The following is a 16,346-nucleotide window of genomic DNA, read 5'->3' on the forward strand; positions in this document are numbered from 1 at the left end:
TCCGAATGTGTCAGGTAGGGAAGTCAGCCAGACCGATCTGACGTCCTTGCTGAGTGGTCTGTGTCCCGCGTCGCACAAGGGGCCCCAAGGCGATGAGCGTGACAAAAATAAGAGCAATTTCAGTGTGATAGACAACTGAATAGCCCGTCGATGGCGTGGCGAGCGCCGGTCCGAAGTTCCCGTTAAGTGCGGCAGTGTTGACCACATCGCGGATGGTACCGCCAATGAGGATCGACAGGCCTGCGGCGGTCGCTTGCGCGGCGCCCCAAGCCCCCAATGCAAGGCCGCGGCCTGCGTTGGGCAAAGTCATTGCTGCGGTCAGCGTGGCGACTGCAAACAGCCCTCCACCCAAGCCGATCGCGGCGCTTCCAGTGTAGAAAAGGAATACTGAATTGAGTGGTGCAGCGAACACAACGCATGTGAAAGCACCCACTCCAACAAGCAGGCCACGGCCCGCCATGAGATGTGTGTTTAGCCCACCGCGCAGCCATCTAGCTGCAAGTGCAAAGCCCAGAAGTGCGCCAGACGCCCAAAGCGCTGTAAGCAAAGTGGTGGCCGATACAGATAGCCCCAAGACTTCGCCGCCGTAAGGCTCAAGCAATACGTCCTGCATATTGAAAGCCATGGTTCCCAAAAAGATGACAACGATTAGGCGGCCAGCTTGACCGCCGGCCATGAAATCTGACCATGCATCTTTGAAAGTGGGGCGTGGTGCTGCATCACGCTCGGCCTTAGATTTGGGCACCAGCTTTTCTTGTTTCCACAAAGCGACAATGTTCAAAACAAGGGTGATTACGGCACAAGACTGAATGACGCGAACCAGCCGCAGATCACCAAAGTCGCGCAGGAAATACCCAACGATTACGGCGGACAGTCCCATCCCGACCAAGAACATGACGTACAAAAGAGCCACAACGCGAGGACGTGTTTCATCATCTGCGCGGTCTGCGGCCAATGCCAGACCTGCGGTTTGGGTCATGTGCATCCCAAGGCCGGTCATCAAGAAAGCTGCTGCTGACAGAACCTCACCTGCCCATTCGGGACCGGCTGCTTGCTCAAATCCCAGTGACAGAATGGCAAATGGCATTACCGCTAAGCCGCCGAACTGCCACAAGCTGCCAAACCATAAGTAGGGGATGCGTTTCCAACCCAGGGAGCTTTGCAAGTTGTCTGATTTGAAGCCCAAAAGTGCGCGGAACGGCGCAGATAAAACAGGCAATGCGATCATGAGTGCGACAATCATTGCCGGTACTGACAACTCAACGATCATAACGCGGTTTAAAGTGCCCAACAGCAAGACAGAGGCCATGCCGACAGACACTTGGAACAGCGACATCCGCAAAAGCTGTCCGAGGGGAAGACCCTCAGACGCGGCATCCGCAAATGGGAGCCATTTTGATATGCGCTGCGTTTGGCTCACTTGGTCACTTCCAAACATTCAGAGATATAAAAACCCGAGCTGATCCGCGCGACGCTGCGCAGATTACCGTCTACAAGGCGCGCCAATTTCTTGGGCGCATGTGGGATCATCACGGGGCTGCGGTCACGGCGCGGAAACAATTTTCCCATGCCGAAAAACGCCATCAAGAATGGTGTGCGCGGCGCAACGGTGAACACAATTTTACCGCTTGTGCGTTGGAATAGGGTCGAGATTGAGCGGTTAATGTCAGCGGCGTCATAGTAGATCAAACTATCCATTGCGACCACGTGATCGAAGTCACCAAGCGCGGGGTCTAGCATATCGCCTGCGTGAAATGTCACTTGATGTGACAAGGCATCTGGCAACCGCTTGCGTGCGATTTCCACTAGTGATGGCGAGATATCGACTGCGACTACCTCGGCGCCGCGCAAGGCCAGTTCGTGGGTCATTTGACCCGCGCCACAGCCGGCGTCCAAAATTCGTTTTCCGCGCACATCACCAAGGGTGTTGAGCATTGTTTCACGCATCCGGTCCCGCCCCGCGCGCACGGTTTCGCGCACCCGCGACACAGGCGCGTCTGAGGTCAGGCGCTCCCATGTTTTGGTCGCGGTTTGGTCGAAGTATGTCTCGACGCGGGAAAGGGTGCGGTCGTATGCGGTCATGGTTTAATCGAAGCCCAACAATTCAAAGATTTCGCGGTCAGGCAGAGGCGCAGGTGCAAGCGCTTCAGTGCCGTTCCAAAGTGTCTCCGCGAGCCGGATGTATTCCTTGCGAACCTGTACGATTTCTTCCTCATCAGGCATCTCAAAGAGGGTCTTCTTTTTGAGGCGTGAGCGGCGGATGGCATCAAGATCAGGCATGTGTGCGATGCGGTTGAAGCCAACGGTTTTACAGAACCGGTCTACTTCATCCGTCTCGCGTGACCGGTTGGCGACGCAGCCCGCGAGGCGGACTTTATAGTTGCTGGATTTTGCTTGAACGGCGGCGATAATCCGGTTCATCGCATAAATGCTGTCAAAGTCGTTTGCGGTGACGATCAATGCACGGTCAGCGTGTTGCAAGGGGGCAGCAAAGCCGCCGCATACCACGTCGCCCAAAACATCAAAAATCACTACGTCCGTGTCTTCAAGCAAATGGTGCTGCTTAAGCAACTTGACTGTCTGGCCAACCACATAGCCACCACAGCCGGTACCCGCCGGAGGGCCACCTGCTTCAACACACTTAACGCCGTTGAAACCCTCAAAAACGAAGTCTTCGGGGCGCAGCTCTTCTGCGTGAAAATCCACATCTTTTAGGATGTCGATGACTGTTGGGACAAGTGAGCCCGTCAGAGTAAACGTGCTGTCGTGCTTGGGGTCACATCCAATTTGCAAAACCCGTTTGCCCAGCATTGAAAATGCAGCAGACAAGTTGGACGAAGTGGTTGATTTACCAATGCCGCCTTTGCCATAGACCGAAAACACTTTGGCGCCTTCGATTTTCATTCCGTCATCCTGATGGACCTGTACGGAGCCTTCGCCGTCTTGGCCTCTCAGGATGGGGGTGCTTCTGTCTAGTGCCATGTTACTTCTCCCTATGCGGCTCTATTGCGCCGCAATTCCTTCCATTTGATCCTCGAGCGCATCGGCCGCATCTTGCAGCGCGGCGAGTGTTTCCGCGTCGGGGGTCCAATAATTTCTGTCGCTTGCTTCAAGCAGGCGATTGGCCATGCGTACCGAAGCTTGCGGGTTCAGATCCGCCAGCCGCTGGCGCATCGCGTCGTCAAGAACGAAGGTTTCAGAGAGCCGTTCATAGACCCATTCATCCACTTGGCCGGTCGTTGCTGACCAGCCCATCGTGTTCGTTACGCACGCCTCAATTTGGCGCACGCCTTCGTGTCCGTGTTGCAGCATTCCTTCGAACCATTTCGGGTTGAGGCTGCGCGATCTGGTTTCAAGGGCGACTTGCTCGGACAAGGTGCGTACTTTTGCATCACCCATTGTTTGATCGCCGATGAATACGGCCGGCTCAGCGCCGCCTTTGGCGCGCTTTACCGCCCGAGCAATACCGCCGAGCGTATCAAAATAGTGGTCAACGGTGGTGACACCCAGCTCAACACTTTCAAGATTTTGATAGGCTACATCCACATCCTTAAGCTGTTTTTGGAGCAGGTCTGCTTGTGCCGCTGCCTTTCCATCCATGCCGTAGGCGAATGACTTGCGCGCCTCATAGGCATCGGCAAGCTCGTCTTCGTTATCAAAGGCGCTGGCATCCACGAGGGCGTTTACGTTTGACCCATACGCGCCGTTGGCATTGGAAAAGACCCGCAGTGCTGCGGTTTCCAGATCAACGTCCATTTGCTCTGCATAGGATAGTGCATGTGCACGCACGAAATTTTGGCTCGTTGGTTCATTGGCGGCTGCGCATTTATAGGCGGCCTCGGCCAACATCTTGGTCTGTAAAGGTAGCAGGTCGCGGAAAATACCAGACAGGGTCATAACCACATCAATGCGTGGGCGCCCCAGCTTCTCTAATGGAATAAGATCAGCCCCTGACAAACGGCCATAGCTGTCAAAACGGGGCTTTGCGCCCATCAAAGCAAGGGCTTGTGCGATGGGGCCGCCATCTGATTTGATATTGTCGCTGCCCCAAAGCACCAGCGCGATGCTGCGTGGAAGTTCGGCTTGAGCGTCCAGCAATACTTGGGCCTGCTTATGGCCATCGCGTAATGCAAATTCTGTTGGCATTCTGAACGGATCAAACGCGTGAATATTGCGGCCCGTGGGAAGGACATCGGGACTACGGATCAGATCACCACCTGCAACAGGGGCAATATAGCGCGCGCTTAATGCATGCATGAGCGCAGGTAACTCAGTGTCCTCTTGCAGCAGTGCATCGACGCGGGCGCGGGCCTCAGACGATTGATCTGCCATTGTGGAAACGTGATCGTGACGGGCCGCATCAGACATTGGTTTGCCAACGATATGGAGCCCCTCGGGGATCAGCGCGTGCTCTGTTTCAAGCAGCTTGAGCCAAAGGCTTTCAGGATCACGACCGTTCATATCAACAGCGTTAGCTTGGTCGCGGATCAGCTGTTCTAGATCACTGCGTGACGGATCGTTTTGGGCAGTGCCACGGTACCGGGTTAACGTGTCCTTCAGGGCGTTTAAGCCTTTATAGAGACCGGACTTGGCAAGTGGTGGCGTCAGATGTGTAATGGTTACGGCGTTACTACGGCGTTTTGCTAACGTGGCTTCAGACGGATTATTCGATGCATAGAGGTAGACGTTTGGCATCTCACCGATGAGCCTATCTGGCCAATCCTGCGCGCCGAGGCCCGCTTGTTTGCCTGGCATGAATTCAAGTGCACCGTGCATCCCAAAATGCAGCAAGGCATCGGCTTGATATGTGTTGCGCAGCCACAAGTAGAATTGGGCGAAAGCATGGGTGGGGGCGAACCCTTTTTCAAAGAGTAACCGCATGGGGTCACCCTCATAGCCAAAAGTTGGCTGAACACCGACAAAGACGCTTCCGAAATGTGCGCCCAAGATGAACACGCCGCGACCGTCTGATTGAACTTTGCCGGGGGCGGGGCCCCAAACGCTTTCAATAGCGGCTAGGGGCGGTGTATTTTCAACGATATGATCGGCAGAAACGTGATCAGCAACGTTAGCTTCTTGACCGTATTGGGCGCTGTTGCCCTGCAAAACGACCGTGCGAAGGCTGTCCACATCTGTGGGCACTTCAACGTCATAGCCGCTGGCCTTCATTTTGGTCAGCGTATTGAAAAGGCTCTCAAATACGGACAGATACGCCGCGGTTCCAACGGCGCCGGCATTTGGCGGAAAGCCAAACAGTACAATGCCAATCTTTTTGTCAGCGTTTTCTTTACGGCGTAGATTAGCCAGCCGTGCCACTTTTTCTGCCAACACATCAATGCGTTCATGACACGGTGCCATGGCTTTGCTGATGGTACTGGCTTTGCACATATATGCGCAGCCCTGACAGCCCGTTTCACTGTGGCGACCTGCGTAGACTGTGGGGTTTGTGGCGCCGTCAATTTCGGGCAGGGCGATGAGCATTGTTGTTTCAACGGGACCAAGGCCACCGTCGCTGGACGACCATTGGCTCAGCGTTTGAAATTCAAGTGGATGAGCAGCGACATACGGAACATCAAGCTTTGTAAGTGTTTTGATCGCGGCGTCGCTGTTGTTGTAGGCCGGTCCACCAACAAGGCTGAAACCAGTCAGTGAAACCATCGTATCTACGCCGTTGAAGTATTGCTCAATGGCGGGGCGACCATCGAGGCCCCCTGCAAAGCCCGCAATAACGCGCATTCCTTTTGCTTCAAACGCGCGGATGACTGCATCATAATGAGCGCAATCCCCCGACAGGATGTAGCTGCGCAACATCAGAATTCCGACTGTTGCAGTCGCATCGCTCTGCGGCAATTCAGCAAGATCAGTGACGATTTTCGTACCGGTAAGCTCTGGGTGGTACAAGCCAACTTCGGGGTAATCGATGGGGGCGGCAGCCTCAATTTCGTTCCAGCCGCGATTTTCAGAGTAACGGCTTACTAAAAATCGGAGCATGGCCTCAAGGTTGTCGTCTGATCCACCAAGCCAATACTGCATCGATAGAAAATACGCGCGGAGATCTTGGGCTTTGCCGGGGATGAACTTAAGAATTTTGGGCAGGCGGCGGAGCATTTTCATCTGGCCTTCGCCTGACGCCTGCTTGCCTGTCTTTGGCTTGAGCTTTTTAAGGATGGCCATGGCGCCAGAGGTCGGCTTGGACATATCCAAGTCGCCCATCTTGGTCAGGCTCGTAATGCTTGGGTCCGCAATGACGCCAACAAATGCGTCAAGCGAAGGTCTGCGCGCGATCATGTTCGGCAAAATCGCCTTCAGGTGATCTTCAAGAAACAGCAGATTGCCCACAATAATATCTGCATGGTCGATGTCGTGACGTGCGGTTGCAAGTGCTTCTGGGTTATCGCCCCATTCAGCAGCTGCGTGAACGCTTACTTCAAGGCCTGGAAAGTCAGCGCGCAAGTTTGGCATGGCGCGCGTGATTGATCCGCCGGCGTGGCGATCAAGCGTGACGATAGCCACGCGATAAGGGATGCTTACCTCATCGCGCATAATGGGCCTTCGCCTCGTAAAGTGTATCGACTGAAATTTCAGTCATGCCTTGATCCAGAGCGTATTTTTCAGTGTTCCGCTTGGCTTTGCCGCGCACAAAAAAAGGAATTTTCTTTAACTCGCGTTCTGCGTCTGCGAGCCAAACAGCAACGTCAGTGCCTTCTTGAACCGCAGCCGCGACTGGCGCCTCAGCAGGACGATCAATTGGTTTTGGTGCATGTCCGCCGTGGTGGCTTGGTCCCGCTTCGTCGTGGAATTCAAAATCATCGCGGAACATGTGCAACAGGTGCTCTTCAAGGCCCATTACAAGCGGATGGATCCACGTATCAAACAGGACGTTCGCGCCTTCAAATCCCATAACGGGAGAGTAACGTGCGGGGAAATCTTGTACGTGCACGGGTGCGGAGATGACGGCACAAGGAATGCCAAGGCGCTTGCCGATGTGTCGCTCCATTTGGGTGCCGAGGATCATCTCGGGTTGCAGCGCCTCAATGGTTTGCTCAACCTCAAGGTAGTCATCGCTGATCAGGGCTTCGACGCCGATGTCTTTGGCAAGTGCACGAATGTCACGTGCGAACTCGCGATTGTAGCAACCTACGCCTACAACTTCGAAACCCATCTCGTCTTTTGCAACGCGGGCTGCGGCCTTTACGTGGGTGCCATCGCCAAAAATAAAGACGCGTTTGCCAGTCAGATATGTGCTGTCGACGGATTTGCTCCACCACGGCAATCGCAAGCGGCTTTCGTCCACACTAGGCTCTATTCCGCAAATTTGGCACACCTCTGCGATGAAATCACGGGTTGCGCCAACGCCCATTGGAACCGTTTTTGTGTAAGGCTGCTCAAAGCTGCGCTCGCACCAGCGTGCTGCGGCCTCACCGGTTTCAGGGTAAAGTAGCACGTTGAAATGTGCAGCGCCCATACGGGCAATGTCGCTTGGTGTTGCGTCAAGCGGGGCGCAAACATTCACATCAATCCCAAGCTCATAGAGGAGCGCTGTGATTTCTTGGATGTCATCGCGGTGACGAAAGCCTAATGCTGTGCCGCCAAGGATGTTGCAAGAAATCCGTGACGTGCGCTCGCAAGGTTTGGCCAGAGCTTTGACGATCTGGTAGAATGTCTCGTTGGCCCCAAAGTTTTCTTTGCGCGAATAGCTGGGCAATTCCAACGGAATGACTGGCACATTAAGGCCCATTGTTTCGGCAAGGCCGGCGGGGTCATCTTGGATCAATTCAGCAGTACAAGAGGCGCCCACAATGATCGCTTCGGGCTGAAAGCGATCATAGGCGTCTTGGCAGGCGTCTTTGAATAGATGCGCCGTATCACTTCCCAAATCGCGGGCTTGAAATGTGGTGTATGTAACTGGCGGGCGGTGGTTGCGCCGCTCAATCATAGTAAACAGAAGGTCCGCGTAGGTATCGCCCTGTGGCGCATGCAAAACGTAGTGCAGCCCTTTCATTGCAGTTGCGACACGCATCGCACCAACGTGGGTTGGGCCCTCATATGTCCAAACGGTGAGCTTCATAGGTCAAGCACCTCGCGGCGGCGGATGGGACGCGAGAAAAGTCCAGCAAGATCACCGGCTTGCTCATAGAAGTGAACCGGTGTGAAGACTAACTCGATCGCCCATTTGGTTGTAAGACCCTCGGCCTCGAGTGGGTTTGCCAATCCTAGGCCGCACACTGTGATATCTGCGCGGGCCTCGCGTGCGCGGTCCAATTGCAGATCAACGTCTTGTCCTTCGGAGATGGTTGGACCTTCCGGGATGAGCGCGAGGTCAGGACCAACAAGGCCTGCGTGCAGGTACGGTGTTCCGATTTCAAGCGGGGTCATCCCACATTCGGTCGTCAAGAAGCGCGCTAACGGGACTTCAAGCTGGCTATCTGGAAAGAAGAAGATCGACTTGCCGCGCAACTCTTTCGCTTGCGCATCAATTGCCTTGCGGGCGCGGGCGCGCGGCGCTGCTGTGACGCGCTCAAAAGTTTCTTCATCGACGCCAAACTCAAGAGCAATTGCACGCAACCATGCGGTGGTACCCTGTTCGCCAAACGGAAACGGCGCAGGAATATGGCGTGCGCCGCGGCGCTCAAGCTCTGCGTGGGTATCACCCAAGAAAGGCTGTAGAAGCGCAAAAACTGTGTTTTCGCCAATACCATATTGATCCGCTGCACGGGAAGCGGGCAAAGTTCTGATTGGACCAACGCCCATTTCAGTCAGTAGCGAAACAGCTTGATCTTCGACCACGTCGGGCAAAGCACCGACTAAGAGCAATTCGCGTTCATCGGTTTTGGGCAGTACGGGCACCATTGAGGCCAGACACGCGTCCTCGCCTTGGGTGAATGTTGTTTCGATACCAGACCCACTGAAGTTTAGAACGCGGACGTTAGGCGCATATTCTTGCGTCATACGTTCTGCGGCGCGCGCAAGATCCAGCTTAATCACCTCTGAGGGGCATGATCCGACCAGAAACAATTGCTTAATGTCAGGCCGTCTTGACAGTAGGCGCGCAACTTCGCGGTCAAGTTCTGTGTGCGCGTCAGCAAGTCCTGCAAGATCCTTTTCCTCAAGAATCGCGGTCCCAAAACGCGGCTCTGCAAAGATCATGACGCCTGCTGCTGACTGCAAAAGGTGGGCGCAGGTACGACTTCCGACAACCAAAAAGAATGCGTCTTGCATTTTGCGGTGCAGCCAGATGATGCCTGTGAGACCACAGAAAACTTCCCGCTGTCCGCGTTGTTTCAAGACGGGGCTATTGGCGCAGCCAGTTGAAATGGGGCTGTGATCATTCATGCGGTTACGCCTTGATTTGGAGTTGCTTCAAGGCGGGCCATCCGGAGTTTCCAAACGAATTGCGCAGCGTTGATTACATAGATTGCATAGGCCGCGAGCGCGACCAGCATTTGTGCCTTGGGAGAGAGCGCGCCGCTCCATAAGGCCCATAAATAAAAGGTATGAATTGCAATAACGACAAAGCTTACAGCGTCTTCCCAAAAGAACGATTGCGCAAAAAGATAGCGCCCAAACACAACTTTTTCCCAAATCGCGCCTGTCACCATAATTGTGTAGAGCGCGAAGGTTTTTAACAGAATTGAAGCGGTTGCCGCGGCGTAACCTTCGCCAGTCATTAGGTACCTGATGACTAGAGCTACGGAGATGAGGAAAATGATGAATTGCACGGGCGCAAGTACACCCTGCACGAATGTCCAGATGGTCGCGTCTCGGCGGGCGCGTTGCTCTGGCGTATAGAGACTGCGGCCCTGATTTTTGTGCGACGATTGCGCAGACATAAGACCGACTCCCTGACAAGCGGTGTGGGATGAGGGTGGTCTGAAATGGGCAATGTGTCAACTAAAACTTACACCCAAAAGTTGACATATGGCAAAAAGGGCATTTGTAAGTTGGGCTTTGCATTCTGCGCCGAATTTGACGATCGGGCCTCAGGAATACCCTGTGGTGTCTAATTCTTTTTACAATGGGTATAGAATTTGGATTACATGTGTTAGTGTGTGGACAAGCGGCTTGTTTGAGTCGTTGAACCGGCCCTGCCTTTGGGGTCATTAGGAGCTAAAATGTCGGATCGAAAGATCAGCCAGCGCCGCCACGCCCCGAAAGTTGATAGTCTCGCCGAACGGGTTTTGATGACGCTCGCGGACGAGCGCGCAAACGCCTTGAGCGATGCGCGGCCCGATGTTTTGTTTTCACTGTGCAGTGCTATTCGCGATTATGACCCGAGTGCCCGTGATGTGTGGCGCACAGAAGCCAAGATGCTTGGCCTAACAGACGAAGAAATTTGTGACGTCTATATTCCGGAAGCTGCTCGTGTGATGGGCGATCAGTGGTGCAAAGATGAGGCAAGCTTTGCGGATGTTACCATCGCGGTTGCACGTCTTCAGGGTATGCTGCGCGATTTGATGCCGCCAGCCGCACAGGCGAACGCCAACAAAGTCGTCGCTGGACCAAGCGTTCTGATGGTCGTTTTAGAGCGGGATTATCACACTCTGGGTGCCGGAGTTGCTGCCGCACAATTGCGCCGGTCTGGCGTCTCGTGCCGACTGCTGATGGACAAGCCTGTGAAAGTGGTCGCAGAAGAAGTGTCTAAATCGTCATATGATGCAATTATGATATCCGCATCTGATGGTGAAAGACTTGAACATATTCGTGAATGTATCTTAAATATACGCATAACGGCTAAGCAGCATGTGCCCATTATTGTAGGCGGCTCGCTCCTAAGTCAGAAGCTGGATATTAAGGCACTCACTGGAGCAGATCATGTGGAATCAGATCCGAAAAGAGCATTACAAAAATGCGGTCTGATAGTTTCAAACCAAGGCGCGCCACGCCCGAGAAAGAAAGTCTGAAGCAGAATGCATATGATTTTGAAGGCGCGCACATGACCTCGCGTGGACAAGAGTATTGGGCGGGTAGTTCAATGCCGTTGGTAAGCCCGGACATTTTGGGCAAACTTATTGCTGCAACGTCTGATTTGGCATTTGTGATCTCGCTACATGGTGAGGTCCTCTCTGTCATGAGCAAGAAAACAGGCGCAGACTTTGGCGCGGTGCATCGTTGGCAGGGGCGTAATATCCGTGATGTGCTGACATCTGAAAGTGTCGATAAGCTTGATACAAAGCTTGAGCTGTTTCTTGCTGGGACTGATTGCGAGCGTCCGATTGAGCTGAACCACGTTGAAGCGTCAGTACAATTTCCTATCCAATACACGTTCCACAGGCTCGGGCCTGATGGCAGCTTGTTGATCCTTGGCCGTGACTTGCGTCCGATTGCGGAAATGCAGCAGCAGTTGGTGAAAACGCAAATTGCTCTCGAACAAGATTACGAGCAGCGCCGCGATTTTGACACGCGATACCGCGTTCTAATGGAGGCGAGCACCGATGCGTTAGTATTCATTAACGCGACCTCTGGTCGGATCGCAGATCTGAACCGTAATGCGGCAAAGCTATTGGGTGCGTCCCGTGATGATTTGATGGGTGGTGCTGTTGCCCAAATCTTTGATGGCCGTCGCAAAGGCGAGCTGCTCGAAACGCTGCATAACCTTGCTATTTCGGACAGTTTTGCTCCGATGGAGCTTATGGTGCGGGCGTCTAAGCTTACGCTTTCTGTTCAACCGAGCCTATTCCGCGCAGCGGGTGAAAAGCTGTTGTTATGTCGTTTGGATAGTACAGATGCAGGCAGCCGTATCGGTGATGCTTTTGCTGAAGATTTGCAGTCCTTTTATGAGGAGGGCGTTGATGCAATTGTCTTCACGGATGCGTCAGGTGTTATTCGCTCCGCCAATGATAGCTTCCTAACTCTTGCGGATGCAGGTCATATTACGAATGTGAAGGGTCGCCAGATTAGCGATTTCTTGGTTCGTGGGGGCGTTGATCAAAAGGTGCTGCTCGAGAACGCTGCGCGTACTGGTCAAATGCGGATGTACGCGACCAAGTTGGTTGGCGATTATGACGGTAGCCGTGCTGTTGAAATTTCTGCGACTTATTTGGCAGATACTACCAACCCAAGTTTTGTTTTTGTCATCCGTGATACGAGCCGTGCTGAGCTTGGCCGCCCTAGTGCTGGTCCTGTAAGTGATGACGCTGCTCAGTCTGTGATGGAGCTGGTTGGTAACGCGACTCTCAAAGATATCGTTGCAGACACGACTGATGTTGTCGAAAAAATGTGTATCGAAACGGCTGTTGAGTTGACGGGCAATAACCGCGTCGCAGCTGCAGAGATGCTGGGCCTGTCGCGCCAGTCACTTTATGTGAAGCTGCGTAAGTTTGGCCTTTTGGCAAAAAGCACTGACGAGTAGCGTCAATCAGCCTTTACACTTGCTGAATCACAAAATGTAATGTTTAGTTGACACATGAGTGTCAGCGAAATTAGCCATTCCCGCACTTTGCCCGAACCCCGTGCAATGCTCCGCCTGATCAAGCCGATCACGTGGTTCCCACCTATGTGGGCATATCTTTGCGGTATCGTCAGTGCAGGTGTCTCTCCGACCGGCCAATGGTGGCTGGTTATCTTGGGCGTTTTACTCGCTGGCCCCATCGTGTGCGGCATGTCCCAAGCAGCTAACGATTGGTGCGACCGTCATGTAGATGCAATTAACGAACCCGATCGCCCCATCCCTTCGGGGCGCATTCCTGGGCGTTGGGGGCTTTGGATTGCTCTGGGTATGTCCGTTCTGTCACTTGCCGTTGGATATCAGCTTGGTCCTTGGGGTTTTGGCGCGACAATTGTTGGGGTGCTTGCTGCTTGGGCCTATTCTGCCGAGCCAGTCCGCCTGAAGCGATCGGGATGGTGGGGGCCTGGGCTTGTTGGGTTATCCTATGAGGGATTGCCATGGTTTACGGGCGCAGCAGTTCTCAGCGCCACGGCGCCGTCCTTGGAAGTCTGCCTGCTTGCATTGCTTTACGCTGCTGGCGCGCATGGCATCATGACACTAAACGATTTTAAGGCCCTTGAGGGCGACCGCGTTATGGGCGTGAACTCTTTGCCTGTTACAATGGGTCCACCGCGCGCAGCGAAACTCGCCTGTTGGGTTATGGCGGTTCCACAGGTCATTGTTGTTGCTCTTTTGTTTACATGGGACCGCCCGCTTCATGGGCTTGCTGTAGCAGGTGTTCTTGCGTTTCAAATCTGGGCAATGCGCGTTCTGCTAAACGACCCAAAGGGTAACGCGCCGTGGTATAATGGAACGGGTGTCACTCTTTATGTCAGCGGAATGATGATCGCTGCGTTTGCAGTGCGGACGGTTGGCCTATGACGCTTGGTTGGCTCTCAATTGTGCGGCTAGGTCTGGTTCAGACATGCTTGGGTGCGATTGTTGTCCTCACAACTTCGACCCTAAACCGCTTGATGGTGATTGAACTGGCATTGCCTGCAGTCCTTCCAGGACTTCTTGTTGCTTTGCATTACGGCATTCAAATGACGCGCCCTAATTGGGGGTTCATAAGTGATCAAGGGGGCAATCGGACGCGCTGGATCAATCTGGGTATGATTGCCTTGGCGCTTGGCGGATTTGGTGCAGCCCTTGGGGTTGTTCTTTTGCAAACCCTTTGGATTTCGGGCCTGTTGCTTTCTATAGTCAGTTACGCGCTTATCGGGCTTGGGGTAGGCGCCTCTGGTACGTCACTTCTCGCGTTGCTTGCCACATCAACGGCCCCACATCGGCGCGCAGCAGCTGCTACAATAACATGGCTAATGATGATTTTCGGTATCGCAGTGACCGCTGGTACTGTTGGTGCGTTCCTTGATCCATATTCACCTGAACTTCTGTTGAAGATTGTCGCTATCGTATGTGTATCTGCGGTTGTCGTTACAATGCTGGCGACACTAGGTATTGAAAGAGGCATCACTTCAGAGGTTTCGACCGCTGATCCGATGGGGTTTGCCGAAGGGCTTCGAGAAGTATGGTCAGAGCCTAAAGCCCGCATATTCACCATCTTTGTTTTTCTTTCGATGACCGCATATTTCATGCAGGAACTCATTCTTGAGCCTTACGCCGGCCTTGTTTTTGGATTCACGCCTGGTCAATCAACGTCCCTGTCGGGTGCGCAAAACGGCGGCGTGTTCATTGGAATGCTTACAGTAGGGATTGCTGCCACGGGCCTTCGTCTTGGGCAGTTACGCCATTGGGTTGTCGCGGGCTGTCTTGGCTCTGCTCTGACACTGATTTTTATCACGATCATCGGTCAACTGGGTCATATCCCGCTGACGCCGTTCGTTGTGGGTTTGGGCTTTTTTAACGGCATGTTCGCTGTTGCGGCAATTGGCTCGATGATGGCACTGGCGGGCGACGGTCGTGAGACCCGTGAGGGGACCCGAATGGGCCTTTGGGGCGCTGCCCAAGCAATTGCGGCAGGTTTCGGTGGCCTTCTTGGTGCCGCGGCTGTCGATCTTATGCGCGGCCCTTTGCCTGACGCGACGGCATTTGGCGCTGTCTTTTTGCTCGAAGCATCTCTCTTTTTAGCCGCGGCGCTTATGGCTAGCCGCACCATGGAAAACCGTGCGCCAGACGCGCGGCTGATCGCAGGAGAATAACTAATGTATGATGTTGTTGTTGTGGGGGGTGGACCCTCTGGTGCGACGGCTGCCGAAGACTTGGCACGCTCGGGAAAATCCGTGGCAATGCTTGATCGGGCAGGACGGATTAAGCCTTGTGGGGGGGCAATCCCACCAGTTGCAATTACTGAATTCCGTATCCCCGATGAACAGCTCGTGGCTAAGATCACAACGGCGCGGATGATCAGTCCCACAGGCCGGAAAGTAGATATTCCGATTGAAAATGGTTACGTTGGAATGGTTGACCGCAAAGACTTTGACGAATTTTTGCGATGCCGCGCGGCTGATGCAGGGGTTGCGCGCTTTACGGGTACATTTTTGCGTATTGAACGCGGTGACAGCACAAAAGTGATCTACCGCGATAAAGCAACGCGCGAAGAAATGGCGCTTGAAACAAAGTTGATCATCGGGGCCGATGGCGCACGCTCGGACGTTGCCCGTGCTGAGGTACCCGGCGGTGATACCATTCCTTACGTCATCGCGTATCATGAGATTATTGAGGCGCCGGCGCCAAGCGAAGCTTACGACCCGCTGCGTTGTGATGTGATTTATGACGGTAAAATCTCGCCGGACTTTTACGGTTGGGTTTTCCCCCATGGTACCTCTGCAAGCGTTGGTATGGGGACTGGCATTGAAGGTGTAGACCTCAAGCAAGCAACTGCAGATCTGCGAATGGCGTCAGGTTTGAGTGATTGCAAAACCCTGCGTAAAGAAGGTGCGCCCATCCCGCTTAAACCGCTAAGTCGATGGGATAACGGTAAAGATGTTGTCCTTGCGGGCGACGCGGCTGGTGTTGTTGCACCGTCATCTGGGGAAGGAATTTTCTATGCGATGGCTGGTGGTCGTGCGGCTGCGACTGCGGCGACGGCGTGCCTTACGTCTGGTCGTGTGAAAGATCTGCAGTTGGCACGCAAACTATTCATGCGCGAACATAAAGGCGTGTTCAAGATTTTGGGCGCCATGCAGGACGCGTATTATAAAAGTGATGAGCGCCGCGAACGGTTTGTCAGCCTGTGCCATGATATTGATGTGCAACGCCTCACGTTCGAAGCGTATATGCATAAAAAGCTGGTGGCTAAACGGCCCTTGGCGCACATCAAGATCGGTATTAAGAACGTCGCGCATCTGATGGGGCTTGTGAACCCGCTTCGAACGTAAGGGTGCGCAGATGAAGGATATAACTTTGGACGTGATGATCCCTGCGTGGGTTGATGGTGTTCTGACGCCGGTCGAGAAACTCGAGGTGCATCAGCGTGGCCTGCGTCATAAGGCTGTATCTGTCTTCTTACTTGCGGGCGATAAAGTGCTGCTGCAACAGCGCGCCATGTGTAAATATCATACGCCGGGTTTGTGGGCGAACACCTGTTGTACGCATCCTGATTGGGACGAAGATGCAGCGGTATGTGCTGAACGCCGTTTGACCGAAGAACTTGGGATCGTTGGTGTTAAGCCTGTGTTTGCGGACACGGTTGAATACCGCGCGGATGTTTTCCAAGGCTTGATCGAGCACGAGGTCGTTGACGTTTTCGTGGGTCACGTGGATGAAAGCTTGGGTGTAGATCCTAATCCAGCGGAAGTTATGGACTACCGCTGGATGTCTTTTGCTGAAATCGACCAAGCGATCGACACTGATCCGGCTCAATTTACGCCTTGGGTCAAAATTTACATGGATCAGTTCCGCCAGCAAATATTCGGCTGATCCGCCGTCACGTCTAGCATGTCATCGCTCGACGTGACGGTCC

13 protein-coding genes are annotated in these 16,346 nt (G+C 53.8%); 6 read left to right on the plus strand and 7 right to left on the minus strand.

Annotation, left to right across the window (positions count from 1 at the left end):
* Positions 1-10: 10 nt before the first annotated feature.
* Genes NeNHUV3_RS12295 through bchF form a run of 7 tightly spaced genes read right to left on the minus strand, consistent with a single transcriptional unit; the run spans position 11 to position 9,830 of the window.
* A complete protein-coding gene (locus NeNHUV3_RS12295; RefSeq protein WP_391483369.1) occupies positions 11-1,438 on the minus strand; it encodes a PucC family protein in 1,428 nt (475 codons plus the stop codon).
* On the minus strand, positions 1,417-2,082 hold the full coding sequence (gene bchM / locus NeNHUV3_RS12300; protein WP_391483370.1) for a magnesium protoporphyrin IX methyltransferase: 666 nt from the start codon (positions 2,080-2,082) through the stop codon (positions 1,417-1,419). The genes NeNHUV3_RS12295 and bchM overlap by 22 nt, the downstream gene beginning before the upstream one ends.
* Positions 2,083-2,085: 3 nt before the next feature.
* The gene (gene bchL / locus NeNHUV3_RS12305; RefSeq protein ID WP_048599933.1) at positions 2,086-2,982 is read right to left on the minus strand and encodes a ferredoxin:protochlorophyllide reductase (ATP-dependent) iron-sulfur ATP-binding protein; all 897 of its coding nucleotides are present in this window, start codon (positions 2,980-2,982) and stop codon (positions 2,086-2,088) included.
* Positions 2,983-3,003: 21 nt separating this feature from the next.
* On the minus strand, positions 3,004-6,543 hold the full coding sequence (locus NeNHUV3_RS12310) for a magnesium chelatase subunit H (RefSeq protein WP_391483371.1): 3,540 nt from the start codon (positions 6,541-6,543) through the stop codon (positions 3,004-3,006).
* Positions 6,533-8,068 (minus strand): ferredoxin:protochlorophyllide reductase (ATP-dependent) subunit B, encoded by a 1,536-nt coding sequence (gene bchB / locus NeNHUV3_RS12315; RefSeq protein ID WP_391483372.1) that lies wholly within the window; start codon positions 8,066-8,068, stop codon positions 6,533-6,535. The genes NeNHUV3_RS12310 and bchB overlap by 11 nt, the downstream gene beginning before the upstream one ends.
* A complete protein-coding gene (locus NeNHUV3_RS12320; protein WP_048599936.1) occupies positions 8,065-9,333 on the minus strand; it encodes a ferredoxin:protochlorophyllide reductase (ATP-dependent) subunit N in 1,269 nt (422 codons plus the stop codon). The genes bchB and NeNHUV3_RS12320 overlap by 4 nt, the downstream gene beginning before the upstream one ends.
* Positions 9,330-9,830: a 2-vinyl bacteriochlorophyllide hydratase gene (gene bchF, locus NeNHUV3_RS12325; RefSeq protein WP_391483290.1), complete on the minus strand. Its 501-nt coding sequence runs from the start codon at positions 9,828-9,830 to the stop codon at positions 9,330-9,332. Before bchF ends, NeNHUV3_RS12320 begins: the two co-directional genes overlap by 4 nt.
* Before the next feature lie 282 nt (positions 9,831-10,112).
* On the opposite strand from bchF, the gene NeNHUV3_RS12330 reads away from it, so the two are divergent.
* Genes NeNHUV3_RS12330 through idi form a run of 6 tightly spaced genes read left to right on the plus strand, consistent with a single transcriptional unit; the run spans position 10,113 to position 16,303 of the window.
* On the plus strand, positions 10,113-10,901 hold the full coding sequence (locus NeNHUV3_RS12330) for a B12-binding domain-containing protein (RefSeq protein ID WP_391483291.1): 789 nt from the start codon (positions 10,113-10,115) through the stop codon (positions 10,899-10,901).
* A gap of 32 nt (positions 10,902-10,933) precedes the next feature.
* Positions 10,934-12,349 carry a transcriptional regulator PpsR gene (gene ppsR, locus NeNHUV3_RS12335; protein ID WP_391483293.1) on the plus strand — a complete coding sequence of 472 codons (1,416 nt, stop codon included), beginning with the start codon at positions 10,934-10,936 and terminating at the stop codon, positions 12,347-12,349.
* A gap of 54 nt (positions 12,350-12,403) precedes the next feature.
* On the plus strand, positions 12,404-13,306 hold the full coding sequence (chlG, locus tag NeNHUV3_RS12340; protein ID WP_391483294.1) for a chlorophyll synthase ChlG: 903 nt from the start codon (positions 12,404-12,406) through the stop codon (positions 13,304-13,306).
* Positions 13,303-14,583, plus strand: coding sequence for a BCD family MFS transporter (locus NeNHUV3_RS12345; protein ID WP_391483296.1), 1,281 nt, complete (start codon positions 13,303-13,305; stop codon positions 14,581-14,583). The genes chlG and NeNHUV3_RS12345 overlap by 4 nt, the downstream gene beginning before the upstream one ends.
* A gap of 3 nt (positions 14,584-14,586) precedes the next feature.
* Complete coding sequence (locus tag NeNHUV3_RS12350) at positions 14,587-15,762, plus strand: geranylgeranyl diphosphate reductase (RefSeq protein ID WP_391483298.1); 1,176 nt, start codon at positions 14,587-14,589, stop codon at positions 15,760-15,762.
* Between the two features lie 25 nt (positions 15,763-15,787).
* On the plus strand, positions 15,788-16,303 hold the full coding sequence (gene idi, locus NeNHUV3_RS12355) for an isopentenyl-diphosphate Delta-isomerase (protein WP_391483374.1): 516 nt from the start codon (positions 15,788-15,790) through the stop codon (positions 16,301-16,303).
* Positions 16,304-16,346 lie beyond the last annotated feature (43 nt).

Origin of the sequence: Nereida sp. NH-UV-3 (assembly GCF_042939535.1) — a bacterium.
GTDB classification, from domain to species: domain Bacteria; phylum Pseudomonadota; class Alphaproteobacteria; order Rhodobacterales; family Rhodobacteraceae; genus Nereida; species Nereida ignava.